At 41.5% G+C, this 25,278-nt stretch carries 27 protein-coding genes; 26 read left to right on the top strand and 1 reads right to left on the bottom strand.

Translation table 11 applies throughout. The annotated features are described in order from the left end of the window. Positions 1 to 2: 2 nt before the first annotated feature. The 10 genes from ACFPZG_RS08850 (at position 3) to ACFPZG_RS08805 (ending at position 8,502) form a co-directional block, all read left to right on the top strand. The gene (locus ACFPZG_RS08850; protein WP_283731847.1) at positions 3 to 1,118 is read left to right on the top strand and encodes a prephenate dehydrogenase; all 1,116 of its coding nucleotides are present in this window, start codon (positions 3 to 5) and stop codon (positions 1,116 to 1,118) included. Between the two features lie 15 nt (positions 1,119 to 1,133). After that, entirely contained in the window at positions 1,134 to 2,441 is a 1,308-nt protein-coding gene (gene aroA, locus ACFPZG_RS08845; RefSeq protein WP_381426765.1) for a 3-phosphoshikimate 1-carboxyvinyltransferase, read from the top strand. A gap of 39 nt (positions 2,442 to 2,480) precedes the next feature. Next, complete coding sequence (locus ACFPZG_RS08840) at positions 2,481 to 3,746, top strand: tetratricopeptide repeat protein (RefSeq protein ID WP_317940037.1); 1,266 nt, start codon at positions 2,481 to 2,483, stop codon at positions 3,744 to 3,746. A 1-nt stretch (position 3,747) separates the two neighbouring features. Continuing rightward, positions 3,748 to 4,299 carry a ReoY family proteolytic degradation factor gene (locus ACFPZG_RS08835; RefSeq protein WP_317940036.1) on the top strand — a complete coding sequence of 184 codons (552 nt, stop codon included), beginning with the start codon at positions 3,748 to 3,750 and terminating at the stop codon, positions 4,297 to 4,299. Positions 4,300 to 4,353: 54 nt separating this feature from the next. Further along, on the top strand, positions 4,354 to 4,800 hold the full coding sequence (locus ACFPZG_RS08830; RefSeq protein WP_283731850.1) for a DUF2487 family protein: 447 nt from the start codon (positions 4,354 to 4,356) through the stop codon (positions 4,798 to 4,800). A 213-nt stretch (positions 4,801 to 5,013) separates the two neighbouring features. Further along, positions 5,014 to 5,520 carry a QcrA and Rieske domain-containing protein gene (locus tag ACFPZG_RS08825; protein ID WP_283734632.1) on the top strand — a complete coding sequence of 169 codons (507 nt, stop codon included), beginning with the start codon at positions 5,014 to 5,016 and terminating at the stop codon, positions 5,518 to 5,520. Positions 5,521 to 5,542: 22 nt separating this feature from the next. Then, a complete protein-coding gene (qcrB, locus tag ACFPZG_RS08820; RefSeq protein ID WP_060208191.1) occupies positions 5,543 to 6,217 on the top strand; it encodes a menaquinol-cytochrome c reductase cytochrome b subunit in 675 nt (224 codons plus the stop codon). Positions 6,218 to 6,272: 55 nt separating this feature from the next. Continuing rightward, positions 6,273 to 7,040 (top strand): menaquinol-cytochrome c reductase cytochrome b/c subunit, encoded by a 768-nt coding sequence (locus tag ACFPZG_RS08815; protein WP_317940035.1) that lies wholly within the window; start codon positions 6,273 to 6,275, stop codon positions 7,038 to 7,040. Positions 7,041 to 7,152: 112 nt separating this feature from the next. Next, positions 7,153 to 7,764 carry a lipoprotein heptaprenylglyceryl N-acetyltransferase LhaT gene (gene lhaT / locus ACFPZG_RS08810; RefSeq protein ID WP_381427191.1) on the top strand — a complete coding sequence of 204 codons (612 nt, stop codon included), beginning with the start codon at positions 7,153 to 7,155 and terminating at the stop codon, positions 7,762 to 7,764. A 69-nt stretch (positions 7,765 to 7,833) separates the two neighbouring features. Then, positions 7,834 to 8,502, top strand: coding sequence for a zinc metallopeptidase (locus tag ACFPZG_RS08805; protein WP_317940034.1), 669 nt, complete (start codon positions 7,834 to 7,836; stop codon positions 8,500 to 8,502). A 52-nt stretch (positions 8,503 to 8,554) separates the two neighbouring features. Here ACFPZG_RS08805 and ACFPZG_RS08800 read toward each other — a convergent pair whose 3' ends face one another. After that, positions 8,555 to 9,427 carry a YitT family protein gene (locus ACFPZG_RS08800; RefSeq protein WP_317940033.1) on the bottom strand — a complete coding sequence of 291 codons (873 nt, stop codon included), beginning with the start codon at positions 9,425 to 9,427 and terminating at the stop codon, positions 8,555 to 8,557. A 105-nt stretch (positions 9,428 to 9,532) separates the two neighbouring features. On the opposite strand from ACFPZG_RS08800, the gene ACFPZG_RS08795 reads away from it, so the two are divergent. From ACFPZG_RS08795 to ACFPZG_RS08720, 16 genes are all read left to right on the top strand, one after another. Next, on the top strand, positions 9,533 to 9,871 hold the full coding sequence (locus ACFPZG_RS08795) for a nucleotide pyrophosphohydrolase (RefSeq protein ID WP_317940032.1): 339 nt from the start codon (positions 9,533 to 9,535) through the stop codon (positions 9,869 to 9,871). After that, entirely contained in the window at positions 9,871 to 10,671 is an 801-nt protein-coding gene (gene dapB, locus ACFPZG_RS08790) for a 4-hydroxy-tetrahydrodipicolinate reductase (RefSeq protein WP_317940241.1), read from the top strand. The genes ACFPZG_RS08795 and dapB overlap by 1 nt, the downstream gene beginning before the upstream one ends. 22 nt (positions 10,672 to 10,693) lie before the next feature. Continuing rightward, complete coding sequence (gene bshA / locus ACFPZG_RS08785) at positions 10,694 to 11,830, top strand: N-acetyl-alpha-D-glucosaminyl L-malate synthase BshA (protein WP_283731851.1); 1,137 nt, start codon at positions 10,694 to 10,696, stop codon at positions 11,828 to 11,830. Further along, positions 11,827 to 13,014 (top strand): CCA tRNA nucleotidyltransferase, encoded by a 1,188-nt coding sequence (locus ACFPZG_RS08780; RefSeq protein ID WP_317940031.1) that lies wholly within the window; start codon positions 11,827 to 11,829, stop codon positions 13,012 to 13,014. The genes bshA and ACFPZG_RS08780 overlap by 4 nt, the downstream gene beginning before the upstream one ends. Beyond that, positions 12,992 to 13,972: a biotin--[acetyl-CoA-carboxylase] ligase gene (locus tag ACFPZG_RS08775; RefSeq protein ID WP_317940030.1), complete on the top strand. Its 981-nt coding sequence runs from the start codon at positions 12,992 to 12,994 to the stop codon at positions 13,970 to 13,972. The genes ACFPZG_RS08780 and ACFPZG_RS08775 overlap by 23 nt, the downstream gene beginning before the upstream one ends. A 497-nt stretch (positions 13,973 to 14,469) precedes the next feature. After that, positions 14,470 to 15,093, top strand: a complete 624-nt coding sequence (locus ACFPZG_RS08770; RefSeq protein ID WP_317940029.1) for a hypothetical protein — start codon at positions 14,470 to 14,472, stop codon at positions 15,091 to 15,093. A gap of 310 nt (positions 15,094 to 15,403) precedes the next feature. Then, complete coding sequence (gene panB, locus ACFPZG_RS08765) at positions 15,404 to 16,252, top strand: 3-methyl-2-oxobutanoate hydroxymethyltransferase (protein ID WP_317940028.1); 849 nt, start codon at positions 15,404 to 15,406, stop codon at positions 16,250 to 16,252. Continuing rightward, complete coding sequence (gene panC, locus ACFPZG_RS08760; RefSeq protein ID WP_381426756.1) at positions 16,239 to 17,093, top strand: pantoate--beta-alanine ligase; 855 nt, start codon at positions 16,239 to 16,241, stop codon at positions 17,091 to 17,093. Before panB ends, panC begins: the two co-directional genes overlap by 14 nt. Before the next feature lie 16 nt (positions 17,094 to 17,109). Continuing rightward, positions 17,110 to 17,490: an aspartate 1-decarboxylase gene (panD, locus tag ACFPZG_RS08755; protein ID WP_283731855.1), complete on the top strand. Its 381-nt coding sequence runs from the start codon at positions 17,110 to 17,112 to the stop codon at positions 17,488 to 17,490. A gap of 155 nt (positions 17,491 to 17,645) precedes the next feature. Next, on the top strand, positions 17,646 to 20,420 hold the full coding sequence (dinG, locus tag ACFPZG_RS08750; protein ID WP_317940027.1) for an ATP-dependent DNA helicase DinG: 2,775 nt from the start codon (positions 17,646 to 17,648) through the stop codon (positions 20,418 to 20,420). 68 nt (positions 20,421 to 20,488) lie between these two features. Next, on the top strand, positions 20,489 to 20,968 hold the full coding sequence (locus tag ACFPZG_RS08745) for a cell wall elongation regulator TseB-like domain-containing protein (protein WP_317940026.1): 480 nt from the start codon (positions 20,489 to 20,491) through the stop codon (positions 20,966 to 20,968). Positions 20,969 to 21,009: 41 nt separating this feature from the next. Then, a complete protein-coding gene (locus tag ACFPZG_RS08740; RefSeq protein WP_283731860.1) occupies positions 21,010 to 22,203 on the top strand; it encodes a pyridoxal phosphate-dependent aminotransferase in 1,194 nt (397 codons plus the stop codon). A 24-nt stretch (positions 22,204 to 22,227) separates the two neighbouring features. Then, positions 22,228 to 23,523 (top strand): asparagine--tRNA ligase, encoded by a 1,296-nt coding sequence (asnS, locus tag ACFPZG_RS08735; protein ID WP_283731861.1) that lies wholly within the window; start codon positions 22,228 to 22,230, stop codon positions 23,521 to 23,523. A 31-nt stretch (positions 23,524 to 23,554) separates the two neighbouring features. Then, on the top strand, positions 23,555 to 24,265 hold the full coding sequence (locus ACFPZG_RS08730; protein ID WP_283731862.1) for a DnaD domain-containing protein: 711 nt from the start codon (positions 23,555 to 23,557) through the stop codon (positions 24,263 to 24,265). 10 nt (positions 24,266 to 24,275) lie between these two features. Continuing rightward, positions 24,276 to 24,926, top strand: a complete 651-nt coding sequence (gene nth / locus ACFPZG_RS08725) for an endonuclease III (protein WP_283731863.1) — start codon at positions 24,276 to 24,278, stop codon at positions 24,924 to 24,926. Then, positions 24,919 to 25,275 (top strand): YpoC family protein, encoded by a 357-nt coding sequence (locus tag ACFPZG_RS08720; RefSeq protein ID WP_283731864.1) that lies wholly within the window; start codon positions 24,919 to 24,921, stop codon positions 25,273 to 25,275. Before nth ends, ACFPZG_RS08720 begins: the two co-directional genes overlap by 8 nt. The last annotated feature ends 3 nt before the right edge of the window (positions 25,276 to 25,278 follow it).

The following is a 25,278-nucleotide window of genomic DNA, read 5'->3' as shown; positions in this document are numbered from 1 at the left end:
ATATGACGCAAAACGTTGCAATCGTGGGACTTGGGCTAATAGGGGGCTCCCTTGGCCTTGCTCTAAAACGCAGTAAACAAGATATACATATCATAGGGTTTGACCGATCTTACGCAACAGCGGATGAAGCTTACCGACGTGGGATAATCGACTCGATTGCTCCATCCGCTAAATCCGCCTGTGAAAAAGCAGATGTCATTATCTTTGCAACTCCAGTTAATACTACAGCTGTATTGTTAGAAGAGGCGTCCTTATGGGATTTCAAGGATAGGGTCATCATATCTGATACAGGAAGTACGAAAAAACCTATTATGGAAGCTGCAAAGGTTCTCACCGATAAGGGACTAACTTTCATTGGAGGCCATCCAATGGCAGGATCCCATAAGAGTGGTATCTCAGCGGCGAAAGAGCATTTATTCGAAAATGCCTATTATATTTTGACACCTCATGAGGGTGCAAGTTCAGAACAAATCAATCAATTATCAAACTTACTGCAACCAACAAAAGGGAAAATTGTTGTATTAAATGCTGATGAGCATGATCGAATGACTGCCATCGTTAGTCATTTCCCACATATAATCGCATCTTCACTTGTAGGTAGACTGGCTGATCAGGAAAAACAGCAACCATTCGTTAAAAAACTGGCAGCCGGAGGTTTCCGTGATTTAACGCGTATCGCCTCGGCTGATCCTACTATGTGGCGCGACATAACAATGCAAAATCGTGAAGAATTATTAATCCAACTTGATGGATGGTTACAGGAAATGGAGTCTATCCGAACACTTATATTCGAAAATGACCCGGAGCTAATTTTCCGGTTCTTTGAAGATGCTAAGAAATTCAGGGACCGATTGCCTTCAACTTCTGAAGGAGCTCTACAAGGGGCCCTGTATATGACATTTGACTTACATATCGATATTCCCGATCATCCAGGTGTCATATCAGAAATTACGAAAATACTTGCCGATGAACAAATCAGCATTACGAATATCCGAATTGTAGAAACGAGAACAGATGTGTATGGAATTCTTGTGATCAGTTTCCAGAATACAGATGATCGCAAAGCAGCAAGGGCTGTTCTCTCAAGAACGACTGACTATAGCATGCATATTCTTTAAAAGGGGTTGATGACTGTGGGTGAATTGAAAACAATACAGTTCGATAAGCCGGTTGTAGCAGGTTCGTTAAAAGTCCCGGGAGATAAATCCATATCTCACCGGGCAATCATGTTGGGATCAATTGCTACTGGAAAGACGACCGTTAAGGGATTTCTTGAAGGGGAAGATTGTTTACGGACAATCGATATTTTTAGGCAATTGGGCGTCTCCATAGAGCGGAATGGAACCGATGTATTGATTGAAAGTCCTGGAATTCATCAGTGGAAAACACCCGTAGGCGAATTGTATGCAGGTAATTCAGGTACAACCGCAAGATTATTACTTGGTATATTGTCGGGCTCATCAGTCAACTCCGTTTTGACAGGGGATGACTCACTGTCAAAAAGGCCGATGAAAAGAGTGACAAATCCTTTGCAGGCAATGGGAGCTTCAATTTCAGGAGCTAGCGAAGGTGACTTCCTACCACTTTCTATTAAAGGTGGGGCATTAAAGGGGATCGATTATGAAATGCCCGTAGCAAGTGCACAGGTGAAATCTGCAATCCTATTTGCTGGTTTAAATGCCGAAGGAATCACAGTCGTAAGAGAATCTGCAATATCAAGAGATCACACAGAACGTATGTTCAAACAATTTGGAGCGAATATCCAACAAGACGGAAATGCAGTAAGTTTACAAAGCGGTCAAGAATTGAAGGGAACAGATGTAGTCGTTCCTGGGGATATATCTTCCGCTGCATTTTTCATGGCGGCGGCGGCTATGATAAAAGGAAGCTCCATTAAGTTCATAGATGTCGGACTGAATCCAACGAGAACCGGAATCATCAAAGTTTTGGAGAAAATGGGAGCCTCGGTAGAGATTCTTGAACAATACGGGGAAAACGAGGAGCCATATGGTATAATAAGGGTTTCCAATTCACAATTAAAAGGAATAGTGATTGAAGGGGATATTATCCCGACACTAATTGATGAATTGCCTATTATTGCATTACTGGCAACACAGGCTGAAGGCGTAACGATCATTAAGGATGCAGAGGAACTACGCGTGAAAGAAACAGATCGTATCGCTGCAGTTACCAATGAGTTGATTAAATTGGGGGCAGAAATAGAAGCGACGGAAGATGGAATGATCATTAAAGGACCAACTCCACTAAAGGGATCAAATTTGAAATCCTATGGCGACCATCGATTAGGTATGATGGCAGCCATAGCGGCACTTATAACAGAAGGGCCAGTCGAAATTGAAAATCCTTCCTGCATCGCAATATCCTACCCGAATTTCTTTGAACAATTATCTGATCTCATCAAAAAAGGTGAGGATGAATAATTTTCCTAATGTATACAACATGAAGGAACAGGTGAAAATATGAACCAGTTACATGAATTTGAAAAAGCGATTTTTGAAGGTGATATTCGCTTAATGAATGAGTTAATTGATCGTGCAGAAAAAATGGAGGAATTTGACCTTCTCTATGATGTTGCGGGGTTAATGGTTGAGTACGGTTATATCGGCCAGGCGGATCATATTTATGAAACGTTGAGTCAGGTTATGCCGGACGAAGCACAACTGAAAATCGATAGGGCATCTACATTGCTTGAACTTGGTGATGAAGACGAAGCGTTGCTTTTGTTATCTGAGGTGACGCCCGACCAGGATGAATATGTTCAAGCGTTGATGGCATTAGCTGATTACTATCAAATGATAGGCATGGCGGAAGCCGCACTTGGTAAGGTGAAAGAGGCTATTGAATTAGCCCCATATGAGCCGGTCATTCGCTTTGCTTATGCGGAACTTTTACTTGACGCGGGAAGGTATATCGAAGCTGCCAAGCTATTTTCCGAGCTTTTTAATGAGGGAAACAAGGAGATAGCTGGTATTAGCATCCCACTTCGAATAGCAGAAACATTTAGTGCAGGCGCTGCTTATGAAGAAGCTCTGCCCTATTATGAGGATCTATTGGTGGATGAGCAAAGTCCTGATACGCTTTTCGGTGCTGCGTACGCGTACTATCAAAGCAGACAACCAGAACGATCGATTCAATTACTCGAAAACCTTATACAAATGGATCCGGATTATTTTTCTGCTTATATGCTTGCTGGGCAGGCCCAATCTCAATTGGGTGAGGACAAAAAAGCTTATGAGTTATACATTCAAGGCATTGCACGTGATGAATTCGACAAAGAATTGCGCTTGGCTGCAGGAAAGTCCGCGTTAAAGTTATCTCTTCCCGATGAAGCGGAGGAGCATTTAAAACATTCCATTGCACTTGACCCTGAATATATTGATGCTATCATCACACTCGCTTCGATTTATAATGAAAGAGAGCAGGATGAGGAACTCCTTGGTCTTTTGGCTGAGATGAAAGAGGAAGAGATGGATCTCCCACTCCTTTCCGCATTTAAAGCATTTGCTTTAGAAAGGGAGGAACTATATGACGATGCATACCGATCTTACCGTAAGGCATATACTGGATTGAAAGATGATCCATCATTTTTGGATAAATTCGCGAGATTCCTTTTGGATGAGGGTAAACGGGATGAAGCAATCGAGGTAATTAAGACGCTTGTGTCGCTAACACAGCATGATGAATGGGCCGCTTTTCTTGAAATGTTGAATGACAAGGAGGTGTGATATGACAGCCATGGTTCCTGTCGCTGCCAAAAAAGACTTTGTTCGGTGGTTTTTAAAGCGCTATAAATTAAAGCGTCGGGAATGTGTTTGGATTCTGAACTATCTTCTAAGCCATGAACAGCTTCTTCAAAACGTACACTTCACGGATGAGGTGCATTACTGTCCTCGCGCAATGGTGATCTCCACGATAAATTCCGAGAGTATCCCATTTCGTTTTTACAAAGGCAATCTGATGACGGCAGATGCAGAAAAGTCATTTCATGATTTACGACTTCATCCGGACGAAAAAATGTTTATACAGCTGAACTTTCCTAATAGCAATACGTGTCCGCATTATGCAAGTGTTCGGGAGGAAAACCCATTTCTCCCTGCAGAACTGCAAGTAAGTGCTAGGGACCGGAAAATTGCCGAAAAACTGTTAGAGGAAAGTGCCGCATCTATGTCGTTGGATCTACTTATGAAACGGGTAGATGAAGCCCTTGATGCAAATGATCGGGAACGTTTTCTTGTACTATCAGCAATGTTGAATGATATGAAAATTATAAAAGACTAATGACTCCATCTTCTTGATGGAGTCATTTGCTTGACTTTTTTAGGGGGAATTGAAATGAATTGGACAGGCAAGGACATGGATACATATCTATCGCAGAAAGAATATATCGATACTTTAGTGATACCGCTTGTAAAAATTGAGTTGAAATTGGATAATATGAAGGCAAGTGCATCTTCGGCAGAATTTATCATGCATCTATCATCTCTAATTGAAACTCAATTTAAAGGACGCATGATGTTTGTTCCACCATTCAGCTATTCATCCGCAACGGATCTGCCAAGTATGGCGAAAACGACATTACTGGAATTTTCGGATACACCATTTAAGCATGTTTTCTTCTTAACGACGGATCATGCGTGGTCAACTCTAAAATTGCCTGGACAAGTTATATGGATGCCTTCCATCCCTCTCGAAAGTATGGAAGCCTCGTTACGTCAATCGATCCTTGAAGATCAATTACGACAGGTGCTTCCGAAATTCATCGAGAAATGGTCGGTTTAACTTAAATAAAAAATAATTTCTCGAAAATAATGAGTTTTAATTATAGCTGTTCTAAAATGATTAATGTAAAATTCATGAATTGTTCACATTCTATTTTTACAGTGGAACGCATGATTGAATTTAAACTACGATTGATATATCATAGATATGTCCTAGTATTACAATTAGCAAAAGTATGTCCGTTGGACTGATTTTGGAGTAAGAGGAGGGAAACTGATGAGCAGCAAAGTGTCTAGACGCCAATTCCTGAGCTATACGTTGATGGGTGTCGGCGGATTCATGGCTTCAGCTATGTTAATGCCGATGGTACGATTTGCGGTCGATCCAGTATTGCAACCAAAGAGTGAAGGTGAATTTATTCCAACTCCGCAAAAAGTGGATCAATTGACCGATTCTCCTGTACGTGTTGACTTTACTATTAAAGATCGTAAAGATGCATGGTACAAGTCTGATGTATCGAACACTGCTTGGGTCTATAAAGAAGGCGATACGGTCATCGCACTTTCTCCTGTCTGTAAACACCTTGGTTGCACGGTGAGCTGGGAAGGGGACGAGAAGCATAAGAATGAATTCTTCTGCCCTTGCCATAATGGACGTTACGAGAAAAACGGTAAAAACATACCTGGATCTCCACCACTTGGACCACTCGATGAGTATATGGTAAATGTTGTGGATGGCTATGTTTATCTTGGAAAAACGGTTCCAAACACATTAGTTTAAAATGTAAGGGGGTACGACCGAAGTGCTAAATAAAATTTATGATTGGGTTGACGAACGGTTGGATATCACCCCGATTTGGCGGGATATCGCTGACCATGAAGTACCTGAGCACGTAAACCCTGCACATCATTTTTCTGCATTCATCTATTGTTTCGGTGGTTTGACGTTTTTCGTAACGGTCATCCAGATTCTATCAGGTATGTTCCTTACAATGTATTACACCCCGGATATTGAAAATGCATGGAAATCCGTTTACTACCTTCAAAACGAAGTAGCATTCGGTGAAATTGTGCGTGGGATGCACCACTGGGGAGCGTCTCTTGTTATTGTTATGATGTTCCTACATACGCTGCGTGTATTCTTTACAGGCTCGTATAAAAAGCCTCGTGAATTGAACTGGATTGTCGGAGTTCTTATCTTCGTTACAATGTTGGGTCTTGGTTTCACAGGTTACTTATTGCCATGGGATATGAAAGCATTGTTCGCAACTAAGGTTGGTATTGAAATCGCCGCATCTGTACCGTTTATCGGTGAACAGATCAAGATCCTTCTTGCAGGTGACTCTACAATTCTTGGTGCGCAAACTTTGACTCGTTTCTTCGCGATTCATGTATTCTTCCTACCGGCTGCTTTGCTTGGGTTGCTTGCAGCACACTTTATCATGATCAGAAGACAAGGTATCTCCGGACCGCTATAAGATCAACATCCACTTTGTTGTTGATTGTCTGAAATTAGAATAAGGAGGGGACATAATGCAACGCGGAAAAGGCATGAAATTTGTTGGTGACTCGCGCATCAAAGCCGAAGGTAAGATGCCGAACGTCCCGAAGGATTACTCAGAATATCCAGGTAAAACAGAAGCATTCTGGCCTAACTTCCTCTTGAAAGAGTGGATGATTGGTGCCATCTTCCTTATCGGGTATTTAATCATTACAGTTGCCCATCCGTCTCCGCTTGAAAGACAAGCAGACCCTACGGATACAACATACATACCGGTTCCTGACTGGTATTTCCTATTCATGTATCAATTGCTGAAATATGAATTTGCTTCCGGACCGTATAACGTCATCGGTGCTATCGTTATCCCTGGATTGGCAGTGGGTGCATTAATGCTTGTTCCTTTCATGGATACATCGAAAGAGCGTCGTCCATTTAAACGCCCTCTTCCGACAGGCTTTATGCTTCTTGCATTCGCAGCAATCTTCTATTTGACATATGAGTCTGTTGTGAACCATGACTGGGAAAAAGCAAAAGCACAAGGTGCTATTCGTGAAGAAGTTCAATTTGACCCAGATTCTGAAGGGTATCAGATTTACGCAGGTTCATCATGTATCAGCTGTCACGGCGGTGAATTCGAAGGCGGTCTTGGACCAACCCTAGTTAATACTGGACTAACTGCTGACGAAATAATCGATATCGCTCATAACGGTATTGGGACAATGCCAGCTAATCAGTGGACTGGCTCCGAGGAAGACTTGCAAGTACTTGCTGAGTTCCTTGAAAGCTTGAAATCTGAATAATAGTACTAACAAATAAAAAGAGTCAGGAGACTGACTCTTTTTTGCTATACTAATTCATGTGGGTAAAACTGTTTTCCCGCTATACATAACATATAAACAAGTGATGGGAGAGATGTCTTTGAGTTCTCTTAAAAATATGGCATGGCTCATTTTGACCCATAAGTCTTTTTTATGGATTTTATTGTTTGTCAATATTTTTGGAACAGTTTACGGTTATGACTGGTATATGTGGCAATTGGAAATGACTGATCCTATTTTTTGGATATTTGTACCTGACAGTCCTACCGCAAGCCTGTTTTTTTCAATAGCTATTATTGGGTGGCTGATTGGCAAAAATTTTAAATTGATTGAAGCACTTGCTCTCATTACACTTGTCAAATATGGATTATGGGCTGTAGTCATGAATCTTCTAACACTTAATGAGCTTGGTTCAATCGATAAGGTAGGTTGGATGCTTATCGGATCGCATTTCGCAATGGCAGTTCAAGCAATCCTTTATAGTGGAATGTATAAATTCGATTTCAAACATATTGTAATAGCCGCCATCTGGACTTTGCATAACGACGTCATCGATTATGTATTTGGCCAAATGCCGATTTACTATGATTTGATGAAGCATATGCAACAAATTGGTTACTTTACATTTTGGCTCTCCATCGCTTGTATTACATTGGCTTATATCGTTTGGAGAAAAAGAGTAAAACGAAAAACTGTTATAGTATAATATCAATAAGTTGCGGTTGTTCGATGTACATTATAAAATAGAAATAGAGAAAAGGGAGGGATAGGAAGAATGTTTTTGATTTACCTCGGTATCATCATTTTGCTACCATTGTATGCACAATTCAAAGTGAAAAGCACGTATAAAAAATATGCGAAGGTACGTTCGACATCCGGTATGTCGGGTGCGGAAGTGGCTCGTCTCATTCTCGATAAAAATGGATTACAAGATGTGAAAGTAGTAGAAAGCAGTGGTTTTCTAAGTGATCATTACAATCCATTAACGAAGACGGTCGCATTATCATCTCAGAACTACCATGAAGCTTCAGTTGCGGGGACAGCTATCGCAGCCCACGAAGTAGGACACGCAATCCAAGATGCAGAAGCTTATGCATTTTTACGTTTCCGTCATCGATTGGCACCTGTTGCAAATATTACATCCAATGCTTCATGGGGTTTCATTATGATAGGTCTAATCTTCTCAAGTATGAATTCCTTGCTTGGCATCGGGATCGTCTTAATGGCAGTTGGAGTTCTATTCCAAATTGTAACGTTGCCTGTTGAGTTCAATGCATCCAGTCGTGCGATGAACCAAATTGTCGAATTCGGAATCATTCGTAATGAAGAAGAACCACATGCGAAAAAAGTGTTAAGTGCTGCGGCAATGACTTATGTGGCGGCTACTGCAGTCGCTGTTCTTGAATTGCTACGCCTTATTCTTATCTTCACAAACAGGGACTAATAGCAAAAACCCGACCTTTGGATGGTCGGGTTTTTCAATTTGACGATTGTCATTATTTTTCTATCGGTTGTTTTTGCTCATCCAACGTAAAGCCTTCTCCAAGGACGTCGTGAACTTCAGTTACAGAAACAAAAGCATGTGGGTCGATCGCTGTCACGATGTTTTTCAGGCGCATGATTTCGTTTTTTCCGACTACACAATAAAGAATTTCCCTGTCGGATTTTGTGAAATGTCCATAGCCTCTAAAAACAGTAACGCCACGATCCATTTCCAGTGTAATCTTGGAAGCGATGGCATCCTGGGAATCGGAAATAATAAAAGCACCTCTTGCTGCATAGGCACCTTCTTGGACAAAATCGATGACACGGGCGCCTACAAAAAGGGCGACTAACGTATACATCATGGAACGATGGTCCAAGTACACTGCCCAGGAAAGTAAAATAACAAACGCATCGAACAAAAACATTGTCTTTCCCATGCTCCAGCCTATGTACTTATGCGCCAAACGTGCGATAATATCTACACCGCCAGTTGTTCCACCGAATCGGAATATGATCCCCAAACCGATCCCAATAAAAACACCGGCAAATAAAGCAACAAGAAACATATCACCTTCAAGGTGTATATTGAACTGGTATTTCATGAAGATTTTCAGGAAGACGGACACAGCGACTGTTCCAATCACTGTATAAATGAACACCTTTCTGCCTAACAGCTTCCATCCAATGATGAACATCGGAATGTTCAACAAAAGGTTCATAATGGCAGGATCCCAATTAAAAGCAAATAGCAGGATAAGTGTAATTCCCGTGAAGCCACCTTCGGCAAGCTCATGCTGGATGTTAAAGTGCACAAGCCCAAAACTGAAAATTGCGGCTCCAAGTATAATGAAGAATATATTTTTAAATTTTATTCCACGAAACATAGAAAAACCACCTTTCTTGGCACATTTTACATTATCTATGATTCCAGTTTTTTTGACAACAGTCCTATGAATGAATACGATAGCAAATGAAGGAGAATGAAGCAAATGGAACAAGCTAGAACGTTGAAAAGTCTTCAGGAAGAGGTCCATGAATATATATCGGGTTTCGAGGAAGGGTATTTTCCACCAATGGAATTAATGGCAAGACTTACCGAAGAGTTAGGTGAGCTTTCCAGAGAAGTACAACATGTGCACGGGATGAAAAAGAAAAAAGAGAGCGAAGAAATCGGATCCCTTGCGGAGGAGACTGGGGATTTGTTATTTGTCCTCATCTGCTTTGCGAATTCACAAGGAATTGACCTTCAAGATGCACTAACATCGGTTTTAAAGAAATTTAACGATCGTGATGCAAACCGTTGGACTAGAAAGGAGAACATTGATTGATGAAAATTAAAGTAGCTATAGCGGGTGCCAGAGGAAGAATGGGAACTACAGCTATCGAAGCGATTGAAGAAGCGGTAGATGCTGAAGTTGTTGCAGCATTAGACTATAAATTTGATGGAATGCATTTACATAATGCTTCTGTGAATGAAGAGAAACAAGGAATCCCAATTTACACATCACTCTCCAAATTAGTTGAAGAACACCATCCTACTGTCCTTCTTGATGTTACGGATCCGGATGCAGTGTTTACTAATGTGAAAGATGCATTGTCTTTGGGTATACATCCTGTAGTCGGAACTTCAGGCTTAACAAAGCAAGAATTAAAGCAGATTTCGGAAATGGTGGAAACGACAAAAACTGGTGGAATCATCGCACCTAACTTTTCGATTGGTGCAGTACTGATGATGAAGTTTGCCGCTCAAGCTTCCCGTTATTTAGGGGATGTAGAAATATTGGAAATGCATCATGATAGAAAACTCGATGCCCCATCAGGAACGGCAGTGAAAACAGCGGAAATGATAATGGAAAATCGACCTCCGCATATACAAGGCCATCCAGAAGAACAGATCCACTTAGAGGGAGCCCGTGGCGGTGATGTAGAAGGCATGAAGATCCATAGTATCCGCCTACCGGGCTTGCTTGCGCATCAGCAAGTGCTTTTAGGGGGAGAAGGAGAATTGCTTACAATCCGACATGATTCATTAAGCAGAAAAAGTTTCATGCCTGGCATCATGATGGCGATTCGAAATGTAATAGGACGTAATGATCTAATTTACGGATTGGAAAATATAATCGATTAAGTTTGGTACGAGAGGTGATCACATGAACAAATTGAAAGTCGGTGTAATTTGTTATCCTTCATTAGGAGGTTCAGGTGTTGTTGCGACTGAACTGGGGATGAAAATGGCAGAGAAAGGACATGAGATGCATTATATCTCATCCGAGAAGCCGTTCCGCTTAATTGACGTCCATCCGAATATTCATTTCCACGAGGTGAAAATAGACGGCTATGCGGTATTCAAATATCCTCCTTATGACATCGCATTAGCGAATCGGATCGCACATGTCATCCAAAAGGAGAAACTCGACCTATTGCATGTCCATTACGCAGTGCCACATGCAATTTCAGCGGCACTCGCCAAGGATATGGCAAAATCGTCTATTGGCGTGATCACGACTTTACATGGAACGGACGTAACGGTTCTTGGTCATGATCCCGCGCTGAAATACACTGTTCGCTATGGAATTGAAAAGTCGGAAATAACGACAGCTGTCTCTGAATCACTTCGCCAAGATACGTTTTCGCTGATCGAGCCCGATAAAGAGATCTTAACGATCTATAATTTCATCGATGAAGACAAATACAAGCCGGTCGATCCCGGTTCGCTGAAAAAAGACTTAGGAATCCGTGAAGAGGAAAAAGTCATTATCCATGTGTCCAATTTCCGGGCAGTCAAACGCGTGGATGATATAATTGATAGCTTTAAGATCATCCGTGAAACAATCAATGCAAAATTAGTATTAGTTGGTACCGGTCCCGAAAAGATTGAAATGAGGGAGAAGGTAAAACAAGAAGGTTTGGAAAACGAGATCATTTTCACGGGTAAACGTGACGACCTCCCTGAGTTGTTGGCAATCAGTGATCTAATGTTTCTATTATCGGAGAAAGAGGCATTCGGTCTCGTTCTGTTAGAAGGCTTTGCTTGTGGGGTACCTGCAATTGCAACCAATATTGGCGGCATACCTGAAGTGATTGAGGATGGGGAAAACGGTTACCTCGTTGAATTAGGTGATGTCAGAGCTGCAGCAGAGAAAGCAATTGGGCTACTGCAAGATCCAGTTAAACATAAAATGTTCCGTGAAAACGCATTGCGCACTGTGCATGAAAAATTCGATTCAACATCCATTGTTAATGAATACGAGGAACTTTATTACAAAGTTGCGGGATTGAACTCATGAGTGAATTTGGATCAGCTTCAAGTCGGAAGGTCATCAAGCTCTTAGGAGATGCGGGTTATGAGGCGGTGTTTGTTGGAGGTTCCGTTCGAGATTATCTTTTGGGTAAGGATGCTTCTGATATAGATATCGCCACATCTGCATCGCCCGAGGAAGTGAAGCAGGTTTTTCCCAATACAATAGATGTCGGAATTGAACACGGAACCGTGATGGTTTTAATGGACCGGGAGCCAATCGAGGTAACGACTTACCGGACGGAAAGTACATATACAGATCATCGAAGACCTGATGAAGTGAAATTTGTAAAATCACTAAAGGAAGATTTAAGGCGAAGGGATTTCACAATAAATGCATTGGCATTAACAGTGTCCGGAGAACTGATTGACCCATTCGGTGGAAGGGATGACCTAAAAGGGCGAGTGATTCGGGCTGTTGGCAATGCGCAAGACCGCTTTACGGAGGATGCATTAAGAATGGTCCGGGCAGTCCGATTTGCCTCGGTTTTAGGGTTTGAAGTGGAAGCTGGTACGCGTCAAGCCATTTCAGGCAACGCTGAAAAAATCCGACATGTCTCTGTTGAACGCATCAAAGTGGAGATGGACAAGTTGATGAAAGGGAAAGAGCCGAACAAGGGGTTCGCGTTAATCGCCGAAACTGGTCTTTCACATCATCTTCCGGTTTTCCCGCAGGATATCCGCATATTATCCGAAAGTGTTCCTTTTGAAGATGCGCTTCAAGGATGGGCTGCCTTGATGCTTGCAGGTGGTTTTACGGCTTCCGAGGTTGCAAGGGCCTATAAACTGTCCAACCGCGAAAAGGAGTTTTTATCAGCAGTTCATGTTGCCTTCGACCGTAGACAGTTGGGAAGATATACGACGGATGATTATTATCGCTTTCCGTTCGACGTGATATGCGCGGCGGAAAATATCTGGCAAGCATTCAATCCTTCGGAAGACGGTATCCCTCAACATGAAATTGCCATGAAGCAAAGAGAGTTGCCAATACGCTCGAAAGATGAACTTCAAGTGAATGGTAAAGATCTTATGGCATGGACTGAGCAACGGGGCGGTCCTTGGCTTGGTGAATGGATGGATCGAATCGAAAAGGCGGTTCTCCATCGTGAATGCCCGAACGACACGGAAAAGATAAAGGAATGGTTTTTCAATGAATACAAACGTCAAGAATGAATTATTGAACAGACTCTTTGAAGCGAAAGGCGAACCAGTATCAGGCCAGGAATTTGCAGATGAATACGGGCTATCAAGAACAGCCATTTGGAAATACATTAAGGAATTTGAAGAAGAAGGCTATGAAATCACCTCGATTCGCAAAAAGGGGTACGCACTGATTTCTTCGCCAGATCGGGTGAATTCAGCCAATATCCTAAACCATCTTGAAACATCGATGTATGGAAGAAGTGTTGATTATTACGAAAGCGTAGAATCCACTCAACCTTTAGCACATGATGCCGCACAGGCAGGAGTGCCTGATGGAACCCTTATAGTAGCGGAAGAACAGACCGCGGGGAGAGGAAGGTTATATCGACCTTGGTCCTCAGCTGCTCGTAAAGGGATTTGGATGAGTTTAATCATTCGACCTACCCTAACACCACAGCAAGCTCCACAAATGACTCTTGTAACCGCTGTGGCGATTATACGCGCAATTGAAGAGGTCACGGGGATTGAAGCGACGATAAAATGGCCGAATGATATTTTGATCAACGGTAAAAAAATGACAGGAATCTTGACGGAACTGCAAGCAGATCCCGATCGGGTAAAGGCAATCATCATAGGGATTGGGATGAACGTCAATCAAGATGAGGAAGATTTCCCGGATGAACTCCAATCGATTGCAACTTCGCTGAAAATAGCAACAGGTCAGCACATCAACCGTGCAAAACTTATTGCAGGCATTTTAAGGTATTTAGAACAGTATACAAACATGTATGAAAAACACGGTTTCGGGCCGATCAAGCTGTTGTGGGAAGGGTATTCGAACACGGCAGGGAAACGGATTCGTGCGGTGATGTTGAATGAAACGATTGAAGGTGTCGCGTTGGGCATTTCCGAAGAAGGATTGCTTGAACTTCAATTGGATGATGGGTCAGTGAGAGGGATTTATTCGGCGGATATTCAGATTCAGTAGGAGCAGGCGGGGGAAAACGTTTAGTTTTCCTTTTGCCTGTTTTTTTGTATTGCCGGCAGTCAATGGGAAGTTTTTAGTACTCTATGGGAAGTCATCGACGTTCTATGAGAAGTTGTGAGTGTTCTATGGGAGGTCATCGTCGTTCTATGGGAAGTAAGATACGTTCTATGGGAAGTTGCATGCGTTCTACGGGAAGTTCGTCCAAACCGGGGAAATTCTGGCCGAAAAACGTTCGCCTCAAAGAATCATGGTAAGTTATGCTCGAGTTTGGGATCGTTATGCTCGGGTTCGGCAGGTTATTTCTCGAGTTTGAGGTGGTTATGCTCGAGTTCAGCCTCATTTTGCTCGTCTTGTTACTTTTCACCTACCACACATCCCCAAACTGCATGCCCAATTCTTGGAAGTAAATATTAAAAAATGAATTTTCTTAACTATATAATTTTTTATTTCTTATGATGTTATAATGAATAGAGGTAGATTGCAGAGGGGGAGAGCTTTTGGAGAAGAAGTCTATGATTTTTATTTCTGCATTTCTTTTGGTGTTTATAGTATTCTCCAGTATTCGGCTTGTTAAGGTTCCCCATGCAAATGAGACTAAGAATATCAGTGAGGAATTAAGTGCAAGTGATATTGCAAAAGGAATTTCGAGATCTGATAGGGATAGATATGATAAAAACGCTAAAGCTGTTGAACTCTATCAAAAAATCATAATGTATATGAATGAGCACGACCAGATTGAATATATTGGTGCTTTTATTGACGACAACCAAGTACTGAATGTAGGTTTAACTGGCAAGCAAAAAAAACATGAAAAAGTTATAAAAGACCTTGTAGGGGGTCTGCCGATTCATTTTTATAATATAGAAAAGTCAGAATATATGGTTGCGAAATTAGCTATGGATAAAGTATTTGAAGAATTAAGTGTTCCGAATAACTTGTTTGAACAACAAAAAATATTTGTCTCAGAGATGTGGGTGGAAGAGGAAACCGATACCTTAATAGTAGGTCTGTTAGTTTTAAACCGTAAGAATGAAAAAGAATTTAAGGTTATTTTAGAAAAAATGTACAATCAAAAAGTAAGGATAAAATTCATACAGTCCGACGGAGCTACAGTTTATTAATCTAATCAGGAGTGGATGGTGAATTTTCCACGTTGATTTACTTTTCCTATCTTTAAATTGCTTCAAATAGAATCTATACAAATAAACTTTCATTTGCTATAGTAGTGGCGAAGGGCAGTATCAATCGGAACTGCACCTTTCAAATAGTAAAGAAACATCCAACTCAATAGGTTCTGCCTTGATCTTGCGAAAGACAGGGACGGAGGAAACCAATCTGCTATCATACGCAACCCTTCTGTCCAATTTGGCTTGAAGGGTTTTATTTTTCGGTTTTCTCCTTTCAATTAATATGAAAGGGAGTGGGGAAGAAATGAAAAGTACGTCTGATTTTAAGAAAATGAAACAAAAAAATGAAAAGGTTGTCATGCTGACCGCTTATGATCACCCGTCTGCACAATTGGCGGAGCAAGCCGGAATTGATGTCATCCTTGTGGGGGACTCATTAGGCATGGTCGTTTTGGGTTATGAAACGACAGCGGCCGTAACAGTCGATGACATGATTCATCATGGCAAAGCGGTAAGAAGGGGAGCGAAAGAGACTTTTGTTGTTGTCGATATGCCATTCGGTTCTTATCATGGTTCCGAAGATCGCACTCTGGAAGCCGCGGTAAGAATTTTCCAGGAGACCGGTGCGAATGCATTGAAATTGGAAGGATCCGGCAAGGTAATTGACACAATACGTCTTTTGACAAGTACAGGAATTCCAGTCGTCGCTCATCTCGGATTACTGCCTCAGTCCGCTGCAGTTGAAGGCGGTTACAAAGTGCAAGGAAAGACGGCAGCGGCTGCGGAACAACTTATCCGTGATGCTGTTGCTTGTGAGGCTGCAGGTGCTTGTATGATCGTATTGGAATGCATTCCATACCAATTGGGGGAGCAAGTGTCAAAAGCGGTTTCCGTTCCGACAATCGGTATCGGGGCAGGCGCTGAAACAGACGGCCAAGTGTTAGTTTTCCATGATACGATTAAATACGGCAACCATCATATCCCGAAATTTGTCGAAACCTATGCCAATGTCGGGGATGATATTCGGGCTGGATTGGAAGAATATGTGGCGGCAGTCAAATCCGGGGCATTCCCGTCTGAGGCACATCGCTTTACGATGAAAGAAGATGAATTGGTGGCACTTTACGGAGGAATGAAGGATGCTGAACACTGAAATAAATAGCATAAAAGTTGTAGAAACAATTGAAGAACTTCAGCAGTTGATCAATAAAAAAAGCGGTAAAACAGTTGGCTTAGTACCGACAATGGGCTTTTTGCATGAAGGACATCTCTCACTTGTCAAACATGCCAAAGAGCAAAATGACATTGTCGTGATGAGCATCTTTGTTAACCCAGCGCAATTTGGACCGGGCGAGGATTTCGAATCCTATCCACGTGATCTTGAAAAAGATGTTAGATTGGCGGAAGAAGCGGGTGTCAATATCGTATTCATCCCATCCGTTAAAGAAATGTATCCGTTCGAGGGCGGTATTCGGATTCTTCCGGGACCACAAGCTAACGAACTTTGCGGCGCATCTAGACCGGGGCATTTCGACGGAGTTTTGAAAGTCGTTTTAAAACTTTTTAACATCGTTAACCCTGACCGCTCCTATTTCGGAATGAAAGATGCACAGCAACTTGCAATCATTGAAACTTTTGTCCGTGATTTTAATTTACGAACAAAGATAGTACGTGTTCCCATCGTCCGTGAAGACGACGGCTTGGCTAAAAGTTCAAGGAACGTCAACTTAACGCCAGATGAACGGGCCCAAGCACCCATTATCCATCAAGCATTATTAAAAGGTGCTGAGCTTCATTCAATTGGCTTAAAGCCTGAACAAATTGAGGATGAAGTGGCAAGCTATATAACAGATGGTAGCACGGGGGAAATTGATTATGTTAAGCTGCTGTCTTATCCAAGCCTTCAGCCAATAACAAGCGAAACAGATGAAGTCATTTTAGCTGTTGCCGTCAAATTCTCAAAGACCAGATTGATAGATAATATTATTATGTAAACAAAGGATGGTTCGTATGTTCAGAATGATGATGAACAGTAAACTACACAGAGCAACTGTCACGGAGGCAAACCTCAATTACGTAGGAAGTATTACAATTGACAGTGACTTATTGGACGCTGCTGGAATGCTGCCAAATGAAAAAGTCCATATTGTCAATAACAACAATGGTGCCCGATTTGAAACATACATCATCGCCGGAGCTCGGGGAACTGGCGAAATCTGCGTGAACGGAGCCGCAGCAAGATTAGTCCAACCGGGTGATATCGTCATCATCATTTCCTATGTGTATGTCTCGAATGAAGAAGCTAAAACTCACCAACCAACAGTCCTTCTAATGGATGAGAAAAACAGCATCAAAGAAATAATCACAGAAGCCCCTGGAGTAATTGCGTAAGCTATTAGGAGAAAAGCTGGTGAAATGGCATAGCCAAATCATCAGCTTTTCAAGTTTAAGGAAAGTTTATATGAACCGAACACCTAAATAAGCAATCACAGCCTGGAATATGATACAATCTGCTGTAGTATTTGATACAGGAAGTTGATGATTGAATGGATAACCGTACATACGCAGTTGTTGATTTAGAAACGACCGGGCACTCGCCTTCAAAAGGGGACAGGATCATTCAAATCGCAATTGTCTTCATAGAGAACGGCATAATCTCTCGAAAATATGCCCGTTTCGTAAACCCGGAACGTGAAATCCCTTTATTTATCCAACAATTGACTTCAATTACGGATAATGAAGTCATTTCGGCTCCTACATTTGAAGAAATCGCACAAGAAGTTTCCGATCTACTACAAGGAACTGTCTTTGTCGCGCATAATACTGACTTTGATTTATCATTTTTACAAAGCGAATTCAAACGGTGCAAAGTTGCAACATGGTCCGGGAAGAAAATTGACACAGTTGAATTATCCAAAATTCTATTCCCTTCCTCTTCCAGTTACAGATTACAGGATTTAGCGGAAGAATTAGATATCCCGCTTTCAACCGCGCATCGGGCTGATGATGATGCAGAAGCAACAGCACACTTATTATTGGCAGCCCTATCTAAACTGCAAACATTGCCGGAAGAGACATTGAACCTTCTACACAGACGCTCGTTTTCTTTACGATCGGATATTTCTTCCTTGTTTTATGAAGCCTTGAAATCAGTCAGGCAGGGAAGTAATGCCACAAAATTACCGATGTTCAGAGGGATTCCATATCGCGACGTGAACAAACCGCTTAGTTCTGTAACTGTTCGTACGACGTTTCCTATTAAGGACGATGAAAAAGTACAATTATTGAAAAAAGGATATCCTTCTTTTGAATATAGAAAATCTCAACTATCATTCATGGACACTGTTTGGGAAGCCCTTCAATCAAACAAAGAAGTGATTACCGAGGTACCGACAGGAATCGGGAAGACTGTAAGCTATTTGCTACCTGCGGTAATTCACTCGCTTCAAACTGGAAAACCGGTCGTCATAAGTACGTTTACAAATCATTTAGTTGATAAAATATTGGAAGATGAAGTGAAGCGTATCCGCAAAATTTTAGATATTGATTGTACTGCAACGGTTTTGAAAGGCAAAGAACAGTATATTTCGTTCGGCAAATTCGAAGAACTCCTTCGAATAACGGATGAATCGTATGATGAGACATTTACAATCATGCAGGTGCTTGTTTGGTTAACAGAGACCGTTACCGGGGATGTCAACGAATTGAATGTTTCTGGAGGCGGACAATTATTTATTGACCGAATCCGCAAACGGACGTCTAAAATGTTGGAAGATGAAAGATTGGCGGACTATCATCTAAAGATGATTGATGCCTGTGGTAATTCCAATTTAGTCATTACAAATCATTCAATGTTACTGTCCGATTCGAATCGAGAACAGAAGATTTTCCATTCGTTTTCGGGCTTGATCATTGATGAGGCCCATCAATTCATTCATACAGCCATACGCTCAAATGAAATTGTACTTTCCTATATGAACTGGAAATATGTCATAGGTCAGATAGGATCGGACGCGGAAGGTCAATTGCTGCATAAAATAATGAAACTTCACAATCGTTTCAGTAATTTTGGGAGTCATGTATTTGATAAGCTTGGCACAACTTATGAAAAATTCACCCATGTATTTGATGATGTTGCTTATAAGTTGTCAAATCATCGAACAAAAGCACGCGGCGGGCAGCATGGAAACCGTGTGATTTTTGCACTTGATGAAGTACGGAATGAGCCGATTTTTGCAAAAGTAGCTGAAAAAATGGCTGAATATATAGAGGTACTCCAAACGATCCAATCACAGCTAATAATTCACAAATCAAAGATGTCGAATCGTGAAGTGGCACTTCTCTCGGAATGGGAATATTGGCTAAGGGAATTGAAGATCAAAGCTGGAGAATGGGTCGAAATATTTTTAGATGATCGTAATGATAACTTTACCGTTTGGATTGAAAAAGATAAACGGAGTCTACCTGGTAGTCTGAGTATTGTAAAAAGTCCTATTGATGCTTCGGTAATGATAAACGAATTTACTACACGGATGGAGAAAGAGAACATCGGTATTATATGGACATCAGGAACTATGACGATTACTAATAATGAACGATTTGTAGTAAAGCAGCTTGGAATTTCAGACGGTGTTCCTATTAAGACTTTTGCTGCCCCTCAGCATTTTTATGATAAAGCAGCCATATTCATTGTCGACGATATGCCATCCATTCAACATGTATCGCAAAACGATTATATCGAAGCTGTAGCCGACGCAGTCGTCCAAACGGTGATAGCGACTGGGGGCAGATTATTCGTTCTGTTCACTTCCCAGGATATGCTTCGAAAAACGTATGAACTGATTTTAGACAGTGAATTATTAAGGGAATACGCATTAATTGCACAGGGAGTTAGTTCGGGTAGTCGGTTGAAACTATTGAAGTCGTTCCGCCAATTCGACAAATCGGTTTTATTCGGCACAAATAGCTTTTGGGAAGGTGTCGACGTACCAGGCGAGGCGCTATCTGCCGTTATCATTGTCCGATTACCATTCACATCTCCTGACGAAATGATATTCAAGGCACGTGCGGCAAAGCTAAATGCAAATGGTGGGAATCCATTCACTGAACTTGCGTTGCCAGAAGCGATTTTACGTTTTCGACAAGGGTTCGGCAGATTGATCCGCTCGTCTGAAGATAGAGGATTTTTCATCATTTTAGATAGGAGAATTGAAACGAAGTCTTATGGGAAAAGCTTTTTGAATGCTTTGCCTTCAGTTCCTATTAAGAACGTCTCACTCGAACATATGGTTAAGAACCTCGAAGATTGTTATAATGAATAGGAATCCAAAAGAAAGCGGGATGGGAAAGTTTTGGAATTTGTTTTTTCGTATATAGGAAATGATGCACTATGCTGAACTGGGTCAAATTCATCGTTGCCTTCCTTCTTGCCTTATCACTTTTCATCACCGTCATCGTTTTATATAATGCGAATAAACCTTTTTCTACCGTACAGAAAAATGCGGAAGATATTGCCTTAAAGAATGGGAATCTCCAAACGGTTGACCGCATGGAAATTTACAACGGTACCATTTCCATGGTGACTGTTTACGGAAAAGATGCCGATGGTAATGAAAAAGCGATATTTATTGAAGAAAAAACGGAAAAGGTTCTTGATGAAGTAGATTTAAAAGACGGAATTGATGCAAAAACAGCGCTTGAAACAGTCAAATCCGAACTTCAAATGGAGAAAATCCTGCATGTAGTATTAGGCCTGGAAGAGGGGCATCCTGTATGGGAAGTCGCATTCAAAAGTGAAAACGGCAAACTGAATTATGTGTATGTATTTTTTGAGAATGGCGAATGGTGGAAACGAATCTTAAACCTATAACCTATCCATTCACTGATAAAGATACTAGGGGGACGATTCAATTGACAAAGAAATTAGCCGATAGGGTTAGCACATTATCTCCGTCATCAACACTGGCCATCACTGCGAGAGCTAAAGAGATGAAAGAATCAGGGATTGATGTAATCGGCCTCGGCGCCGGAGAACCTGATTACAACACTCCAACAAACATTCTCGAAGCGGCAATTGCCTCCATGAAAGAAGGAAAAACAAAGTACACTCCTTCTGGCGGTTTACCAGCATTAAAGGATGCTGTCATAGAGAAACTGAAAAAAGACCAGCAATTGAATTTTACACGCAAAGAGATTATGATTGGCATCGGAGCAAAACATGTCCTTTATACATTATTCCAAGTAATTTTGGATCCGGGAGATGAAGTGATCATTCCAACCCCTTACTGGGTAAGCTATCCAGAACAGGTGAAGTTGGCAGGCGGTGTTCCAGTGTTTGTGGAAAGTACTCCTGAATCTCAATTCAAGGTCACTGCAGAGCAGTTAAGTGCAGCAGTTTCTTCAAAAACAAAGGCAGTCATCATCAATTCTCCAGGTAATCCGACAGGGATGATTTATTCCCATGAAGAACTTCTTAGAATCGCAGAAGTCTGCAAAGAAAAAGATATTTGGATCATTTCGGATGAAATCTATGAAAAACTTATCTATGGCGGCGAGAAACATGTGTCGATTGCACAAATTTCCAATGACGCTAAGGAAAGGACATTCATTATCAACGGGGTATCCAAATCGCATTCTATGACAGGTTGGAGAATCGGTTATATTGCTGGTAATCAGGAAGTCGTCAGTGCAATGACAAACTTGGCAAGCCACTCAACTTCCAATCCTACTACTACTTCACAATATGCGGCGATAGAGGCCTATAACGGACCTCAAGATACTGTTGAAGGTATGCGAAAGGATTTTGAATCAAGACTCGAGCGCATCTATCCACTGCTTCAGGCAATCCCGGGCTTCAAGGTCATCAAACCACAAGGGGCATTCTATTTGTTGCCGGAAGTTTCGGAAGCAGCCGCAAAAACAGGGTTTTCCTCTGTTGATGAATTCGCTTCCGCATTATTGACCGAAGCGAAAGTTGCAGTCATCCCAGGTTCGGGCTTTGGCTCACCTGAAACAATTCGATTATCCTATGCAACATCTATTGACTTATTAGAAGAAGCAGTAAAACGAATCCATTCATATGTAGAAACGAATTGGAAAGAATAATAGCAGATATTTACGGAGGTACTTATGAAAACAATTATGATTCACGAAATGCCCGATCATGTAGGGGAAACAGTCCGCATCGGAGCATGGTTAGCAAACAAACGTTCAAGCGGTAAAATCGCATTCCTGCAACTTCGTGACGGTTCAGGCTTCGTTCAAGGAGTTGTCGTAAAAGAAGCAGTAGGCGAAGAGGTATTTGCAAAGGCTAAATCCGTTCATCAGGAATCTTCACTTTATGTCACTGCTGAAGTTACGGAAGATGAGCGCTCATCATTCGGTGTTGAACTGCAAGTGAAGGATATTGAAATCATCAATGAAGCAGTGGATTATCCAATCACACCGAAGGAGCACGGAACTGAGTTTTTGATGGATAACCGCCATTTATGGCTGCGTTCTCGTAAACAGCATGCCGTCATGAAAATTCGGGATGAAATCATCCGCTCGACATATGAGTTTTTCCATATGAACGGTTTTGTGAAAATAGATCCTCCTATTTTAACTGGTTCTTCACCTGAAGGAACGACGGAACTATTCCATACGAAATACTTTGATGAAGACGCTTATTTATCACAATCCGGCCAACTTTATATGGAGGCTGCTGCAATGGCGCTTGGAAAAGTTTTTTCTTTCGGACCAACATTCCGTGCAGAAAAATCGAAAACACGTCGCCATTTAATCGAATTCTGGATGATTGAGCCAGAAATGGCGTTTGTCCAACACGAGGAAAGCTTGGAAATCCAAGAGCAGTATGTATCGCATATCGTTCAATCTGTTGTACAAAACTGTCCATTGGAACTTGAGCGGCTCGGTAGGGATGTGTCGAAGCTTGAAAAGATTCAGGCACCATTCCCACGAATCACTTATGATGACGCAATTGAATTCCTTCATGGTAAAGGCTTTGATGATATCCAGTGGGGCGATGATTTCGGTGCACCGCATGAAACAGCGATCGCTGAAAACTACGATATGCCAGTATTCATTACGCATTATCCGAAAGATATTAAATCGTTCTATATGCAGCCGCACCCGGATCGCGACGATGTCGTACTTTGCGCTGATTTGATCGCGCCTGAAGGCTATGGCGAAATCATTGGTGGTTCTGAACGTATTTATGATTATGAATTGATGAAGCAACGTATTCAAGATCATAATTTGGATGAATCTGCATACAGCTGGTATTTGGATCTTTGTAAATATGGTGCTGTTCCACACTCCGGATTCGGCCTTGGATTGGAGCGGACAGTCGCTTGGATTTCAGGAGTGGAGCATGTTAGGGAGACTATTCCATTCCCACGTTTGTTGAATCGTTTGTACCCTTAATCGGAAAGATATATATAGTGAGGTGTTCGGAATGCAAGACGAAGAACGGCTCCGAATTTGGATTGAGCAGGGAAATGTTACCATTTCCCAGCTTTTTTTTCAGTATTATAAAGCATTGGATATAAAAGATTTGGATGCAATGTTAATCATGCATATGCTTGCTTTTCAAACGGAAGGTTCACAGTTTCCTACACCATTGGAACTCGCTGGACGTATGCATTTAAATGTGAATCAAGTATCTGAAATCATGCAACGGCTGATGCAACGAGGATTAATAGAAATCAAGCAAGATCAAGATCCTAATGGTGTTCTTTACGAACAAATATCTATGCATTCCTTATGGATTAAACTTGTAAATGTTGCCCTTGCCGAAAAAAAGACAATCGTTGAGGAGCAAACTTCTCAGAATGATGAGGGAGAGATCTTTACATTATTTGAACAGGAATTTGGTAGGTTGCTCTCCCCGATGGAATGCGAAACAATTACGATGTGGCTGGATGATGATCGACATTCCGCGGAAATTATAAGACAAGCTTTGAAGGAAGCAGTGCTTGCCCAAAAGTTAAGTTTACGGTACATTGATCGAATTCTTTTCGAGTGGAAGAAAAAGAATATAAAAACATTATCAGATGTGGAAAAGCAATCTAAATCATTTCGGACCGCAATAATACGTCCGGCATCTAAGCAGGATAGCAGCGTTAAGAAGGTGCCGTTTTATAATTGGTTGGAAGAACGGGAATAGGTGATGGGACATGTTGACAAAGAAAGAATGGGAAATCTGCCTTGAAGAAATTGGTAAGATGTTCCCAGATGCACATTGTGAATTAGTGCATGATAATCCTTTTGAACTTCTTATTGCAACTTTACTTTCAGCACAATGCACAGATGTTCTTGTGAACCGGGTGACAGCTGATCTATTTCGTAAGTATAAAAAACCTGAAGACTATTTGGCTGTTGAAATTGAAGAATTGCAAAATGACATTCGGTCAATCGGTCTATATAGAAATAAAGCAAAAAATATTCAAGCATTAAGTGTTCTTCTAATCGAACAATTTGGTGGGGAAGTACCCGCTGATCGTGATTTGCTGACGACGTTCCCGGGAGTAGGTCGGAAAACAGCAAATGTTGTTGTATCCAATGCGTTCGGAATTCCCGCAATGGCTGTTGATACACATGTAGAGCGTGTAGCAAAGAGACTTGGGATGAATCGTTGGAAGGATACACCATTAATGGTGGAAGAAAAAATTATGCGCTGGACGCCGAGGGAAAGATGGACTGATACACATCACCAGATCATCTTCTTTGGAAGATATCATTGTAAAGCGCAAAATCCCGCCTGCCCAGAATGTCCACTTTTACCGTTATGCAGGGAAGGGAAGAAACGGATGAAAAACCTTGCTTAACTATAAAAATAGGGATCATGAAGTGTTAAATTCTTATTGGGATAAGTGGCTTGGGTTAAGTGATGAGATTGCGGCAGCTCTGAAGCAGAAGGATCGGAAGGTAGTGCCATTGATGGAAACTGCCATTAATAACTATTCAGAAATGCTTAGTTCTTTCGTTTTTATTGAGCCCACTGCGGTTGAAGATACATCGCAAGCCATTGAACCATTGAATGGACATGAACGATTACTGTTTATCCGTGAAAAGATGAATAGGGAGTTTGCTTATATTCAATTAAAAGCCTTATATTCCGAAGCACAGAAAAAAGCTGTCAGCTTATTGGCAAGAAACATGATAAAAAGCCGGTAAAGG

The organism is Sporosarcina thermotolerans (assembly GCF_042658975.1).
GTDB classification, from domain to species: Bacteria; Bacillota; Bacilli; order Bacillales_A; family Planococcaceae; genus Sporosarcina; species Sporosarcina thermotolerans.
The sequence above is the reverse complement of the archived record's forward strand: the minus strand, read 5'-3'. Positions and strand labels throughout refer to the sequence as shown.